This window comes from Wohlfahrtiimonas sp. XWW7, assembly GCF_056716055.1.
The window spans coordinates 412,501-426,659 of the sequence record NZ_CP168032.1 but is presented as its reverse complement, the minus strand read 5'-3'; the positions used below and the strand labels follow the sequence as shown (position 1 = coordinate 426,659).

General features: G+C 38.5%; 13 protein-coding genes and 2 pseudogenes (1 of these 15 running past the window's edge). 8 read left to right on the top strand and 7 right to left on the bottom strand.

What is annotated here, in order from left to right; all coding sequences use genetic code 11:
* Positions 1-32: 32 nt before the first annotated feature.
* Together ACA100_RS02175 and ACA100_RS02170 are read left to right on the top strand one after the other, a co-directional pair.
* Complete coding sequence (locus ACA100_RS02175; RefSeq protein ID WP_481078377.1) at positions 33-1,064, top strand: hypothetical protein; 1,032 nt, start codon at positions 33-35, stop codon at positions 1,062-1,064.
* A 21-nt stretch (positions 1,065-1,085) separates the two neighbouring features.
* Complete coding sequence (locus ACA100_RS02170; RefSeq protein ID WP_481078376.1) at positions 1,086-1,988, top strand: hypothetical protein; 903 nt, start codon at positions 1,086-1,088, stop codon at positions 1,986-1,988.
* On the opposite strand, the pseudogene ACA100_RS02165 reads toward ACA100_RS02170, so the two are convergent.
* Positions 1,965-2,447 (bottom strand): annotated as a pseudogene (locus tag ACA100_RS02165) (DUF4166 domain-containing protein); the annotation flags it as partial. The gene ACA100_RS02170 and the pseudogene ACA100_RS02165 sit on opposite strands and share 24 nt — an antisense overlap.
* 96 nt (positions 2,448-2,543) lie before the next feature.
* A pseudogene (locus ACA100_RS02160) lies at positions 2,544-2,972 on the bottom strand (thiol-disulfide oxidoreductase DCC family protein); the annotation flags it as partial.
* A 142-nt stretch (positions 2,973-3,114) separates the two neighbouring features.
* On the opposite strand from ACA100_RS02160, the gene ACA100_RS02155 reads away from it, so the two are divergent.
* On the top strand, positions 3,115-3,930 hold the full coding sequence (locus ACA100_RS02155; protein ID WP_481078375.1) for a DUF2314 domain-containing protein: 816 nt from the start codon (positions 3,115-3,117) through the stop codon (positions 3,928-3,930).
* 73 nt (positions 3,931-4,003) lie between these two features.
* Here ACA100_RS02155 and ACA100_RS02150 read toward each other — a convergent pair whose 3' ends face one another.
* Positions 4,004-4,765, bottom strand: a complete 762-nt coding sequence (locus tag ACA100_RS02150; protein ID WP_481078374.1) for a methyltransferase domain-containing protein — start codon at positions 4,763-4,765, stop codon at positions 4,004-4,006.
* A gap of 44 nt (positions 4,766-4,809) precedes the next feature.
* Between ACA100_RS02150 and coaD the strand changes: the two genes are divergently transcribed.
* Positions 4,810-5,301, top strand: coding sequence for a pantetheine-phosphate adenylyltransferase (coaD, locus tag ACA100_RS02145; protein ID WP_481078373.1), 492 nt, complete (start codon positions 4,810-4,812; stop codon positions 5,299-5,301).
* Positions 5,294-6,376, top strand: a complete 1,083-nt coding sequence (gene queG / locus ACA100_RS02140) for a tRNA epoxyqueuosine(34) reductase QueG (RefSeq protein WP_481078372.1) — start codon at positions 5,294-5,296, stop codon at positions 6,374-6,376. Before coaD ends, queG begins: the two co-directional genes overlap by 8 nt.
* Here queG and ACA100_RS02135 read toward each other — a convergent pair.
* The 4 genes from ACA100_RS02135 to ACA100_RS02120 are packed head-to-tail and all read right to left on the bottom strand — an operon-like array spanning position 6,373 to position 11,855.
* The gene (locus ACA100_RS02135; protein WP_481078371.1) at positions 6,373-6,858 is read right to left on the bottom strand and encodes a hypothetical protein; all 486 of its coding nucleotides are present in this window, start codon (positions 6,856-6,858) and stop codon (positions 6,373-6,375) included. The two genes, queG and ACA100_RS02135, sit on opposite strands and share 4 nt — an antisense overlap.
* A gap of 22 nt (positions 6,859-6,880) precedes the next feature.
* A complete protein-coding gene (locus ACA100_RS02130) occupies positions 6,881-8,011 on the bottom strand; it encodes an ABC transporter permease (RefSeq protein WP_481078370.1) in 1,131 nt (376 codons plus the stop codon).
* 1 nt (position 8,012) lies between these two features.
* Positions 8,013-10,742, bottom strand: coding sequence for a ribosome-associated ATPase/putative transporter RbbA (gene rbbA, locus ACA100_RS02125; protein ID WP_481078369.1), 2,730 nt, complete (start codon positions 10,740-10,742; stop codon positions 8,013-8,015).
* Positions 10,743-10,760: 18 nt separating this feature from the next.
* A complete protein-coding gene (locus ACA100_RS02120; RefSeq protein ID WP_481078368.1) occupies positions 10,761-11,855 on the bottom strand; it encodes an HlyD family secretion protein in 1,095 nt (364 codons plus the stop codon).
* Positions 11,856-12,099: 244 nt separating this feature from the next.
* Between ACA100_RS02120 and ettA the strand changes: the two genes are divergently transcribed.
* The 3 genes in view from ettA to tsaB are tightly spaced (at most 24 nt apart) and all read left to right on the top strand, a layout consistent with a single transcriptional unit that may run on beyond the window.
* On the top strand, positions 12,100-13,767 hold the full coding sequence (gene ettA / locus ACA100_RS02115) for an energy-dependent translational throttle protein EttA (RefSeq protein ID WP_481078367.1): 1,668 nt from the start codon (positions 12,100-12,102) through the stop codon (positions 13,765-13,767).
* 24 nt (positions 13,768-13,791) lie between these two features.
* Entirely contained in the window at positions 13,792-13,968 is a 177-nt protein-coding gene (locus ACA100_RS02110; RefSeq protein ID WP_481078366.1) for a zinc-finger domain-containing protein, read from the top strand.
* Positions 13,965-14,159 carry the beginning of a tRNA (adenosine(37)-N6)-threonylcarbamoyltransferase complex dimerization subunit type 1 TsaB gene (gene tsaB, locus ACA100_RS02105; RefSeq protein ID WP_481078365.1) on the top strand. It continues 513 nt past the right edge of the window, so the window shows 195 of its 708 coding nt (coding positions 1-195); its start codon is at positions 13,965-13,967; its stop codon lies beyond the right edge, outside the window. The genes ACA100_RS02110 and tsaB overlap by 4 nt, the downstream gene beginning before the upstream one ends.

Here is a 14,159-nt window from a genome sequence, read left to right as displayed (position 1 = left end):
TATAAAAATATTTATTAATGGGATCATTTAGCATGAAAATTTATCGGGATATGAAGAGAATTTTGTGGCGTTATATGCTTTATATTTTCTGCTCCTCCATTCTATTTATTGTAATGTTGGAGTTAGTCGAATTACTAATGATCGATAAAAGTGGTGGTGGGCTAGGGTTTATCCTCGTCTTACTTTTAATTGGCGTTGGGATAATAGTTTTGTACAGCGTGTATTGTGTTATTCTTCACCTGTTTTGTATATATCAACCAACTATAGAGATTACAGAAGCAGGTATTCGCTATCCTTATTTATTGCGTGATAATCCTGAAATCAGTTGGGAAAATATTAAAAAATTTGAATATATTGAAGATAGTGATGGAGATTCTACAAGTTACTATATTGTCGTTGAATTAGAAAACAGCATTGATGTTGGCGCTTTTAAGAAAGTGCCAGGTCTGAGTTTATTGAAAGCTGTACAGAAAAAATATGATCATCCGATACTCATATTTTTTGAAGACATCATTAAAGATTATAGTCTTCCAGATCTTGCAGATCGTTTAAATGCAGAGCGTAAACGCATGACAGCACCACATGCGTTTATTCATAAAGATGAGCCTGTATTTTATAGCAAAAGCGATATGCCATTAACAAAGCAGCTAACCCCAATTGGTTTGACAAGCGTAGGTTTTTTAGCGCCTCCATATTTTTTGATTAGAGATAATTCCGAACTTAAAATATTTATGATGATTTTTGGCGCAGTGATGATACTCATTATACTTAAATTATTGTACGATCGTATTCGTGAGTTCTTTAGCCCAGATATTGCGATTAGCTTTGATGAAGAAGGTATTGAGATACTGGATGATCAAAAATTTTCACCGCCCATTGCGTGGCAAGATGTATTAAGCATAGAGATAGAAACACAACAAAAAGGTAAAAAAATTGCACAGCCCGTTCTAGTGATCGAATTGAAATCATCCATAAATGCTGATAAAAAATATTATGAAATTTTTAATACGCTGAAAGATACTAGCGTTTATGAAGTGAAAAATTCATTGGATCATTATTATTAAGCAAATTTAGCAAGGGCACGGATGAAGATTTATAGAGATATGACGGTTATTTTTTGGCAAACAATTATACTAATTATTGGCTTAGGTGTTGTGTTGCCCGTATCTTTTCTAGTGCTGTTATCAATATTGGCAACAATGCCAACATTTGGCATCGAAAGCTTAATTATCTTTTCAGTGGTTATTTCGATATTAGCAGGTTGCTTTTTTGCTTATGTATTAGTTGTGCAGAAGAAAAATGCGAAAAACCCAACCATTGAAACAACTGCATCGGGTTTTCGTTATCCTTATTTATTACAAGATGATATTGAAATTCCATGGGGGAACATTCAAAAGTTTGACTATATCTTGGATCGATCAGGCAAATATAGTAAGCAATACATTGTGGTGGAGTTAAGTGATGATGTTGAGCTTGGAAAGCTCAAACATATGCCAGGGCGAATTTTCCAAAAAAGTTTACAGAAACAGTACGATTCACCGATATTAGTACTATTTAGAGATGTGATTAAAGGGCATAATCTTTCGGATTTAACGGATCGTTTAAATGCTGAAAGAAATCGCTTGGTTTATCCACCTGTTGTGATTGATAGTAAAGAGCCTGTATTTTATCAGCCTAAAAGTGAGACATCATTACTGTCCTTATTAGGATTCAAAAAAGCGCCCAAAGCGGAGATGGCAATATTGTTTGATCAGCAAGGCATCAGCGTGATCAATGGGCAGGTGTTTTCATCGCGCATTGATTGGGATGATGTTCAGCATATTGAAGTTGAAGAGAGAAAAGATGGTCAATGGGTTTCAGAACCTGTATTAGTGATTCAATTACACACCGAACATCATGGGCAATCTCATTATGAAATTGCAAATACGTTACAAGATACAACAGTTTATGAGGTTTTAAATTCACTATGTGGTTATGTCTGCCACTAATTCACCATCATAATCTACTAATGTTCCTAGTATTGGCAAATGAACATATGCCATGAATTGGTATTTACCATCTTCCGATATACTTTCACGAGCATCTGCTTTCGGTGCTAGAAACTTTGGTAGTGGGCAATGCAGGAAAGAGAAAGAATCAAAATCCCAATGCAAAGCATTCGCTTCAACGCGCAATTTAAAATAAAACCGCAATGGTCCAATGCGTTCATACATTAATTTCTTATTAAGATCGCAGCCTAAATAAGATGTGAAAGTATTTTGCCCAAATTGCCTTACCCAAACTTCTTCATTACCACGATAATGCACGCTGACATTGATCGGCGTTTGTGGTGTAATTTTAGGTAATGAATTAATGGTACGAATGATATTCAATAATAGTGAATGAGTGCCACCAACTCGAGCTGAGCCTTGCCAAACACTATTGGGCGATTGATGAAACTCTTTGATGATTTGTGGTAAATGTTGATATTGATCTTTACCTAGCAATAAATACAGCATTTGATGTTCATAACTAGATTTATTAACATCGTTGATCGTTTTGTCCAAAAATCTAGCAGTATGATCGGGCGTTGGCATGATGCAGGAATCATTCTTGCCAAAGAGATGATAACGATTCAGGGCGATTTTCTTATAGAGATAATCACGGATAAATTTAGGAATGATCCAACTGATCGCAGCACCTTTAAAAACCCAAGGCAAACGCGCCATGACACGAATGAAAGCTGTAGATTGTGTATAAATTTGCGTGCCTTCAATCAATGCCATGGTTTCATAGTGATCTAAAGGTAAATTGAAATGTGCGAGTAAAGCTTGCCCTTCAGGCGATTGCACGGTGACAAGTTTAAAATGATGTTTATGATCGTGACGAATAATAAATTTTGCCCAACCTGCACATAATCGGCAAATGCCATCATATAAAATCACTTTGTCATGAAGGCCGATATAGGGCGGTAATGAATTATTGTTATGCATATTAATCACTTCATATTAATCCGTAATAGTGCCTGATATTAACATGTTCTTAGAGATTAAAATTAATATTATCCTGTGTTATTAAAGAATATATAATTCATTCGAATAAAAAATTTTATAAATATTTAAGTGAAGGGAAAACATGGGGATATTTAACTTTTTTAAGCGCAAGAATGTAGATATTGAAGATACAACAAATGATAATTTGATTACGTTTTTTGAACAGGATGAGATGTCTATGCTAGAGGCATTTGAACATGCACAAGCAACATTTCCATATTTTTGGCGTGAATTATCATGGGAATATCGCAGAATTATTCCTGCATTGTCGATTGCGAGTGTGAAAGCTGCATTTTCTCAAGATGTGGAAGGCGGTGAACCAATTGTGGAGCACATGTGGATCAACGATATCTACTTCGATGGCGAAGCAATCATGGGTACTTTGATCAATGAACCTAATGAATTAACGAATGTAGAAGTGGGTGATCAAGTCAGTATTCGTGTGAGTGATGTGGAAGATTGGTTGTTGAGTGATGGCGAAAAAGTTTGTGGTGGTTTTTCTATCCAAGCAATTCGTCAATTAATGGGTGATAAAGAGCGCAAAGAGCATGATCAAGCTTGGGGCTTAGCCTTCAATGAAGATTTTTCTGTGTCATTGATGTTATTTGATGATGCTGAACATGATAGTCATCCAATGGATCGGAATATGGCAGAATCTTTGGGTGAATTTTTGGCAGAAAATCCTGCTGAATTGGTAAATGTTGATGAAATGGGCAATACAATGCTGATTCGTGAAGCGATTGCAGGCAACTTAGTTTCTGTAAAAACTTTGTTAGCAAAAGGCGCTGATGCATCTATTAAAAATAACTTTGGCAAAACAGCGGAAGATTATGCAAAAGCTTATGGCTGGAATACATTGGCTGAGTTGTTGAATAACAAGAGTGCGATAGTTCACTAATCACTCAATATAAAAATTGCTCTTCATATTGGATGCTTCATGAAGAGCAGTTGAGCAACTTTAGATTAAAAGATTACAAATTTTGAGTACGGAGCTTTTTCAAATCAAAGAAAGCTTCGTTCTTGTCATTCAACGGCGCTGAATGCAATGGTGGCATTTGTGCATGGCCATACAAAATTTCGATGGTGATTTCATAAATGCCATTGTCATCAGCCTGTTCATGCATATGATTCACCCAAGCTTGATACCAATTTTGAGTGCGTAAACCTTTCATCAATGGCGCTTGTAATCGCCCGCCAGCAACACGAATATCTTTCAATAATGCTTGAAGATCATTGTATTGCAAAGTAATTTTTTCCAAATGCATAATCACATCCACAAAGCCTTGCGAATGTAAGTAATCACCTAAGCGCTTAATGGAAGGATATTCATTGAATTCTGGGCCATCCACCATCATACAATGCTCAAAACTACCTTCAGCGATAGTGCTTAAAAAGATTTTACCATTGGGATTCAAATGATCTTTCATGGTTTGAATCGTGGTTTCGATATTGGCGGAGTTTTGTAGATAAAGATTGCTGATAATAAGATCCGCAGGTGCTTGATCATCGCCTTCATTCAATTCTCCATAACTTGTATTCGGGTAAGCTTCCTGAAATACAGTCATTAATTGTTGATCCATTTTGCCCATTTCTAAAATGCTTTTTGGGGAAAAAGTAGGATTCTCTTGCAGATAAGTGACAAGCCGTTCTGCAATTTCATGGTGCAAAAAAGCATGATCTTTCAATAACTCAGGATTTTTATGCAATAAAGCTCGGGGATTGAATGCCGACATAAGTTATAATACCCATTTTCTTTTGTGACAATAAAGAGATCATTATGACACAAACCATCGCTGTTTATCCTGGAACATTTGATCCCATCACGAATGGGCACATCGATATTGCAAGAAGAGCTGCGCGTATTTTTGATAAAGTTATTGTGGCGATTGCGAGTGAAACCTCTCCATCGAAACGTCCATTGTTCACAGTGGAAGAGCGCATTGCAATGGCAGAAGAGATCTTTCAAAATGATGAAAATATTGAAGTGCAAGGTTTCAGAACATTGCTGGTTCATTACATGAAAGAGATGAAAGCGGATGTGATCATTCGAGGATTGCGTGCCGTTTCAGACTTTGAATATGAATTTCAAATGGCGAGTTTGAATCGTAATTTACGTCCAGAAGTGGAAACACTATTTTTAACACCATCAGAAAAATATTCATTTATTTCTTCATCCATGATTAAAGAAGCATTCCGTTTGCACGGCGATGTGAGTAGCTTTATTCATCCGATTGTTGAAGTGGGATTACATAAGAAATTACGTGGATAAGCAGTTTACAGATTGTAATGATCCGATATTCATTACCGCATTAACCGATAAAGCCCAAGATTTGGGCTTTACGCATGTTAGCAGTCAATCGCCCGATCCATTGGATGTGAAAGCAGGCTATGAAGCTTGGTTAGAGAAAGGCTATCACGGCACAATGGATTATATGGAAAAGCATGGAGATTTGCGCTTTACACCTGGTGCATTGATGGATAATACCCAAAGTATTTTGACGTTCCGCTTGCCGTATTATCACAACAATGATGAAGCGATGATTACGCTCAAGCAGGATCAGCAGGCGTATATCGCACGTTATGCTTTAGGGCGAGATTATCATAATGTGATTCGTAAACGATTAACGAAATTAGGTGAATGGATTCGTGAACATTTTCCTGATGTAGAATTTCGTGCATTTACAGATAGCGCACCAATTTTAGAACGCGAATTAGCAGAGCGATCTGGTTTGGGTTTCAGCGGCAAAAATACATTGATCATTGACCGTGAAAAAGGTTCTTATTTTTTCTTGGGTGAATTATTCATTACGTTGCCAATTGTTATCCCAAGTGAACCTGTGGATAAGCATTGTGGTCGCTGTACTAAATGTATTCAAAAATGTCCAACGGGCGCGATTGTTTCGCCGCATGTTGTGGATGCGCGTCGCTGTATTTCTTACTTAACGATCGAACATTATGGCGAAATTGATGAAGAGCTTCGTCCATTAATGGGCAATCGAATCTTTGGCTGTGATGATTGTCAGCTGTTTTGTCCATGGAATCGTTTTGCGAATCATGAAGTATTGGAAGATTTTACACCACGACATTCATTAAATGACATTGGCTTATTAGATTTATTAAAGTGGAATGAAACTACCTTTTTAAAGAAAACAGAAGGCATGCCAATTCGTCGAATTGGGCATGCTCGTTTCATTCGAAATATCACTGTTGCATTAGGTAATGCTAGCTATAATCCTGAAATCATTCAGGCTTTACAAGCTTTGGAGATGGAAGAAGATTTTCTTAAAAAACATATCCAATGGGCGATTGATCAGCAACAGGCTAAATGTAAAGTAATTGATTAAGCCATTTCTGGATAAAGTGTAATCATAGAAACACCAAGTTTTTCTAGCTCGTGGATAATAGAGCGTTTTGCATCTTGATCCACAATGATTTCAAGGGGCGCTTTACTCAATTTATCCTTCGCTAATAAGCTGGCTTCATGTTGTTGGTCATTCACAAATATGAAAGTGCCTCGCTCTGTTCGGACAAGGATGTCATTATCATGGCCCATTAATGCACGGCTAATTTTTTGTTTCGGGATATGATAAATGATGATCTCACCATCATTTGGACTATTATCTACACAAGCAAAAAAGAGTGCGATTAAAGGATTACGAGAAACGTCCAATGAAAGTTGTGAACCACAGTTAGCAACATCATTTGGACTATTTAATCCTAAATAGAATAGATGGTGGCTGGGGGATAACTCAATCTTTTGGATAATGTTTAACAGTTCTACAGGTGAAGATATTTTGTGTGTTGTGCTTTGTGATTCTTGTGTCATGGATTTTCCTCTTATAATTTTTTTAAGCCATTTTTGAGATTGTAGATCGAAAACGTTTGTGAGCAAAGTAGAAAAATAGGCTGCCAATCAGTAATAACATAACAAATTGTTTCCAAACGATTGCAAAACCTGCATCTTTGAACAGAATCGCTTTACCAAGTTCAATAAAGTGTGTTGTGGGTGCAATAAGCATGACATTTTGAATGATTTCTGGCATGCTTTCTCGTGGCGTCATACCGCCCGATAACATTTGTAGAGGGATGAGTACTAATAACATTAACATTCCAAATTGAGGCATATTACGTGCAATGGTTGCTAAATAGATGCCGATCGCGCTGACTGCGAATAGATGTAGTGCAGAACCAACTAAAAATAATGGAATGGAGCCAATAATGGGCACATTTAAAGCGCCCTTAACTACAAAGATTAAAGATAATGTTGCCGAGATTAAAACAACAATGCCCATCGACCAAATCTTGGATAACATAATTTCAAAAGGTGTTAATGGCATCACAAGTAGATGCTCCACTGTACCTTTTTCTTGCTCACGTATTAAAGCAGCGCCCGTTAATACAATCGTTAATAACGTGATGAGATTAATCACCTCAATCAATGCGCCAAACCACGATGCAGTTAAATTGGGATTAAAGCGCATACGTTCTTCAATAGTCACAGGATATTGTTGAGCATGGCGCGTACGATCCATAAATTCATTGATCTCACCATTAATAATTTGGTTCACAATCATATTGCCAGTAAATGCTTGTGACATTCGTGTAGCATCAATGTTTAGCTGAATCGAGGGTTGTTTGCCTGCCATAATATCTTTTTGAAAATAGGGCGGAATGTTGACAACAAATGTGTAATCACCTTTATCTAAACCGCGATCCATTTCATTGAGATTGATCTCTTCTGGCTGTGTGAATTCAGGTGGATAAAAAGCTGTTTTAATTCTATTGGACAGCGTGGAACGATCTTCATCCACGAATACAATGGAAGCATTTTTTAAACCATCTGGCATCGCAGTTGCGGCTGTGTAAACAGAAACGGTGAATGTAAAAGCGATGAGAATTAAAAGAATGGGATCGCGGATTAAGCTCCATAATTCTTTAACGCCCAGATGATAGATGTTGGCGATATTCTGACGATTCATGTTACGCCTCCTGTTTCTTCAAAAGCAAAACACTTGCCAAAATAATGATGGGCGCCACAATCGCTAATATCATAAACTCATGGCCGAGTGAATTGATGTGCAATGCTTTGCTGAAAACACCACGAGAAGCCGTTAGCATATGTGCTGTTGGATAAACTCTGCCAATGATTGCGCCTAAAGAATCTAAAGAAGAAACAGGGTTGATCAAGCCTGAAAATTGGATGGCAGGAATCAAGGTACCAATCACCGTGAAGAATATTGCACCAATTTGACTTTTTGTGAGTGTGGATGCAAATAGCCCAAAACCTGTTGAGAACAGACAAAATAGTAATGTCACCAATGATAAAGCTAAGAAGCTGCCTTTCATTGGTACACCAAAAAAGTAGATGGCCAATATGATCATTAAAACGTAGTTGAGCATTGATATTGCGATGTATGGCAATTGCTTACCAAGTAAAAACTCAAGTTTTGTAACAGGTGTAACATAAAGATTAATGATGGAGCCCATCTCTTTTTCACGCACAACAGAAAGTGCAGTGAGCATTGAAGGAATTAACAGCAATAAAATAGGAATGATAGCAGGAACAATGGCTTGGATACTCTTAATGTCAGGATTATAGCGATAACGCATTTCCACATTGAAAGCGGGTTTTAGTTCAATACCATATTCATATTTGGCAACATTCATTAACCAACCTTGATGCAAACCTTGGACATAACCGCGAATGGTTTCTGCGCGTTTTGGCATTGCGCCATCCACCCAAGCGCCAATGGCAACAGGTGTACCTTTGGCAATATCTCGGGCAAAGTTTCCAGGGATTTCTATTGCTAATGCAATTTCTCCACTTTGCATCCGCCGATCCAACTCTTCATAGCTATGAATTGGAGGTTTCTCTACAAAGTAACGAGAGCCTGAAATGTTGTTGGCATAGTTGTGGCTTAATGTCGTTTGGTCTCGGTCAAAGATTGCATAAGGTAGATCTTCGACGTCCAGAGTAATACCAAAGCCAATGGCGATCATTAAAATGATTGAACCTAATAATGCTAATGTTGCACGGATCGGATCACGTTTTAATTCCAAGGCTTCTCGCCACGTATAGCTTAATAACCGTTGCCAACTAAAGCGTTTGAAATGTTTGGTTGTGGAATCTTCGGGGTGATCGCGTGTCAATGTTTTGGGTTGATTTGATTCATCTGTACCAGCACCTGCATCAATCAGGTATTTGATAAAAGCTTCTTCTAATGTTTCAGTTCCTTGCTTTTCAATTAATTTCTGAGGCGTATCACTATCTAGCACTTTGCCAGCATGCATCATGGACATTCGGTCACAACGCAGCGCTTCATTCATAAAGTGTGTAGAAATAAAGATTGTTACGCCATCATTGCGAGATAAATCAATTAATAAACGCCAGAAATTATCACGTGCAACAGGATCAACACCTGATGTTGGCTCATCAAGAATTAATAGCTCAGGTTTGTGCACCATGGCAACAGCTAAGGATAGTCGTTGACGCATACCAAGCGGAATATCATCAGGTAAAGCATGTAATACATCTTTGAGCTCAAAGCGTGCAACCATTTCATTAATGCGCCCATTGATTTTATTGTCAGGCACATGGAATAAGCGCGCATGTAATTCGAGGTTTTGTAATACCGTTAATTCACTATATAAAGAGAAGGCTTGCGACATATACCCGACGCGGCGGCGAGTATCTAAATCTTTAGGATCAATTTCTTTACCAAATAGCCAAGCTTTCCCTTCAGTTGCGGGTAATAGGCCTGTAAGCATTTTCATAGTAGTGGATTTGCCGCAGCCATTGGAGCCTAAGAATCCAAAAATTTCACCTTTATGGATTTCAAAACTGACATTATCAACCGCAGTAAAATCGCCAAAGCGCATGGTTAAACTGTCAGCTTTAATTGCAATGGAAGCATCTTCAAATGTTAAAGGAGGCACTTTAACAGGCTCGAAATTTTCACGTTTTTCTTTGGGTAATAACTGGATGAACGCGCTTTCTAGATTATCACTATCAGTTTTCTGTAAGAGCTCTTTTGGTGTGCCTGTATCTAAAATTTTGCCATCATCCATGGCAATGAGCCAATCGAAACGCTCGGCTTCATCCATATAAGCCGTGGCCACAATGACGCTCATTTGTGGTCTTTCTAATCGAATGCGATCAATGAGATCCCAAAACTGTGCCCGAGCTAAAGGATCAACGCCAGTTGTTGGTTCGTCTAAAATTAATAGATCAGGATCATGAATGAGTGCACAGCATAAGCCTAATTTTTGCTTCATTCCGCCAGATAATTTACCTGCAGGGCGATTTAAGAAGGGATATAAACCTGTGCTTTTTGTGAGATCATCAATGCGTTGTCTACGCTCATATTCATCGTGTCCAAATAAACGACCAAAGAATTGTAGATTTTCTTCGACTGAAAGCGTTGGATAGAGATTTTTACCTAACCCTTGTGGCATATAAGCAATGCGGGGACAAATTTCATCACGCACTGATTTTTGGCGCATGTCTCCATTGAGTACTGAAATGTCGCCCGTTTGCATAGCGCGTGCACCTGAAATGAGTGAAAGTAAACTCGATTTACCAACGCCATCTGGACCAATTAATCCCACAACAATATTGGTGGGGATTTGAATGGATAAATGATCCAGTGCTGTGATTTCACCATATTTCAGTGAAAGATCATTGATTGCGACAACGAATTGATTTTTCATGATAGCTCCTTCCGTTAGTTATTCAGCAGAAGGTTCTTCCAATAGTTTGATGTCAAAGCGCTTTGGCCAAGGCATTTCATCATCTGTTTTAATATAGGCTGCACCTGTGACGCCAGTTTTAATATATTTTTGGTACTTTTTGAGTAATTCAGGATCAAATGTTGCTTTAACCCTGTACATTAATTTTTGGCGCTCATCTTCAGTTTGTACTGTTTTGGGTGTGAATTGTGCCTCAGCAGAAATGAAAGTAATGCGTGCAGGAATCACATATTCAGGGGCGCCATCCAATATAATGCGCACTTCAGAACCGTCCTGTTCGCCTGCCACTAAGCCAATGATGGCTTGTGTTGGCAAGAAAAATGTCATGTGAACTTTTGATAAGTCTAATAAGTTTAAAACTTTGCCGCCTGCACCTAAAACTTCGCCAGGTTCTGCAATTCTATATTGAATACGGCCTTTGACTGGGGCGATTAAGTTTGCATCTTTAATGTCTGCTTGAATACGATCAATGGTTGCTTGTGCTGCTGTGATCTGGGATTCTGTGGCAACATATTGCGCTTTGGCTGCATCAATCGCAGCTTGAGCTGCTTGAACTCGTGCTTTAGCTGTTTCTATTTCAGCTTGTAAAACTTTGGTGTAAGCTTCTTGATCATCTAAATCTTGTTCAGTTGTTGCACCTTTTGATGTTAATGTTTGGATTCTCTGTAATTTTCGATTTGCGGCATATAATTGGCTCTCTTTGGCAGAAACCGCAGATTGTGCGGCTGCTTTGTCACTTTCTCTTGCTGCGATCACAGCTTTTGCGCTGTTTGCTTGATGAATGGCTTGTTGATGATGTGCTTTAGCTTCATTTAATTGGGCTTCTAAAGTATCCAATTGCATCACTGCTAGAACTTGACCTTTTTCGACATAATCACCTTCATCGGCGGATATTGTATTAATCCTGCCAGGTAACTTAGTGGAAATATCCAATGGTGTTACTTCAATTCGGCCATTACTTGCTGTAATGCCTTGAAGATCATCTTGTGAAAAATACCAACCTGCACCTGCAATGATGGCAATGGCTGCAACAATCAGGCTTGTTTTTGCTTTATTATTCTGTGGTGAGCTCATTGAGCACCTCCAAAAAAATTTAGTGAATGACTATTTGGAATATTTTCATAAATTATATGGATTAGTTGTATCATTTTTCTTATTAAATAGCCATTTTGAACTCGGGTTAAAGCAAGGGAAATATGCTGTAATCTGCCTGAAAATGATAGGTTTTGACATTTGTCATTGAAAACAAGCGTTTTCAACACGAATAGGGTAAAATGGCTTCATTTTTTATATTACTACTTAAGGAAAACAAATAAGTATGGCGCAGTTTATCTATACTATGAACCGAGTAAGCAAGATCGTTCCACCGAAAAGGGAGATCTTGAAAAACATTTCACTTTCTTTCTTCCCAGGCGCAAAAATCGGTATTTTGGGTTTGAATGGTGCGGGTAAATCCACATTATTGAAGATCATGGCTGGCGTTGATAAAGAGATTCAAGGTGAAGCTCGTGCTCAAACTGGTATTAAAATTGGTTACTTAGCACAAGAGCCACAATTGGATGAAACAGTGGATGTTCGTGGTAACTTAGAACAAGCATTAGGCCCAATTAAAGAAGCGTTGGCTGAATTAGACAAAGTTTACGCAGCGTACGCGGAACCAGATGCAGACTTTGATGCATTGGCATCTAAGCAAGCAGAATTGGAATCTTTCTTAAGCACGGTTGATGGCCATGCGCTAGAGCGTCAATTGGAAATCGCAGCAGATGCATTGCGTTTACCACCTATGGACGCTGATGTGACAGTATTGTCAGGCGGTGAAAAACGTCGTGTTGCTTTATGTAAATTATTATTATCTAAACCAGATATGTTGTTATTAGATGAACCAACAAACCACTTGGATGCTGAATCTGTGGCTTGGTTGGAGCGTTTCTTACATGATTATCCTGGTACTGTTGTTGCAGTAACGCATGATCGTTATTTCTTAGATAATGTTGCGGGTTGGATCTTAGAACTTGACCGTGGACATGGTATTCCATGGGAAGGTAACTACTCTAACTGGTTAGAGCAAAAAAATAAGCGTTTAGAGACTGAACAAAAGCAAGAAGAAGCATTTGCTAAAACATTGAAACAAGAGTTGGAATGGGTTCGTCAAAATGCTAAAGGCCGTCAAGCTAAGTCTAAAGCGCGTATTCAGCGTTTTGAAGAGTTGGAAAGCCAAGAATTCCAAAAACGTAACGAAACAATGGAAATTTATATTCCAGCAGGCCCACGTTTGGGTGAATTAGTGATTGAAGCGACAGATGTTGCAAAAGCATTTGGCGATAAATTGTTGTATGAAAACTTAAGCTTTAATTTGCCTCGCGGCGGTATTGTTGGTGTGATTGGTCCAAATGGTGCAGGTAAATCAACACTATTTAAGTTAATGACTGGCCATTTAGAACCAGATCAAGGAACATTCCGTGTTGGTGAAACTGTTCAATTGGCTTATGTAGACCAAAGCCGCGACACTTTGGATGGTAGCAAGACAGTTTGGGAAGAGATTTCTGAAGGACAAGATATTATTCGTGTAGGTACTTATGAAATCCCTTCACGCGCATATTGTGGTCGTTTTAACTTTAAAGGCTCAGATCAGCAGAAATTCATCAAGGATTTATCAGGCGGTGAGCGTAATCGTGTTCACTTAGCGAAAGTATTGCGTTCTGGTGGCAATGTTATCTTGCTGGATGAGCCAACGAATGACTTGGACGTTGAAACATTGCGTGCACTTGAAGATGCGATCTTAGCATTTGCAGGTTGTGTTGTGGTAATCTCGCATGATCGCTGGTTCTTGGATCGTGTTGCAACGCATATCTTAGCGTTTGAAGGTAATTCACACGTTGAATGGTTCCAAGGTAACTATGCAGATTACGAAGTTGATCGTAAACGTCGTTTAGGTATGGATGCGGATCAACCTCATCGTTTGAAATATAAGCCAATTTCTCGTTAATCAAAATTATAGAGGGAATATCTAATGAATGCTCATCCTGAGACTCACCATGTTAAAGATAGAGAAGTGATTGTTTGTTGTCCACCAGAGAATGTCGATGTGTGGGATCTGCATCCAAGAGTTTATTTAGCACTGAATGAAGATGGTTCGGTAACATGCCCATATTGTGGTGATATTTACACAATGGATGAACAAGCGTGAAAATTTTAGCAATTGATACATCAACAGAGGCGTGTTCTGCTGCGCTTTATATGGATGGAGAGTTGATAGAGCGCTATCTTGTCGCGCCTCGTAAGCATATTGAGTTATTAAAACCAATGGTGGAAGAGGTGATGCAAGAAGCAGAGGTTGATGTGAATGATTTAACAGGATTGGCATTTGGTGCTGGTCCT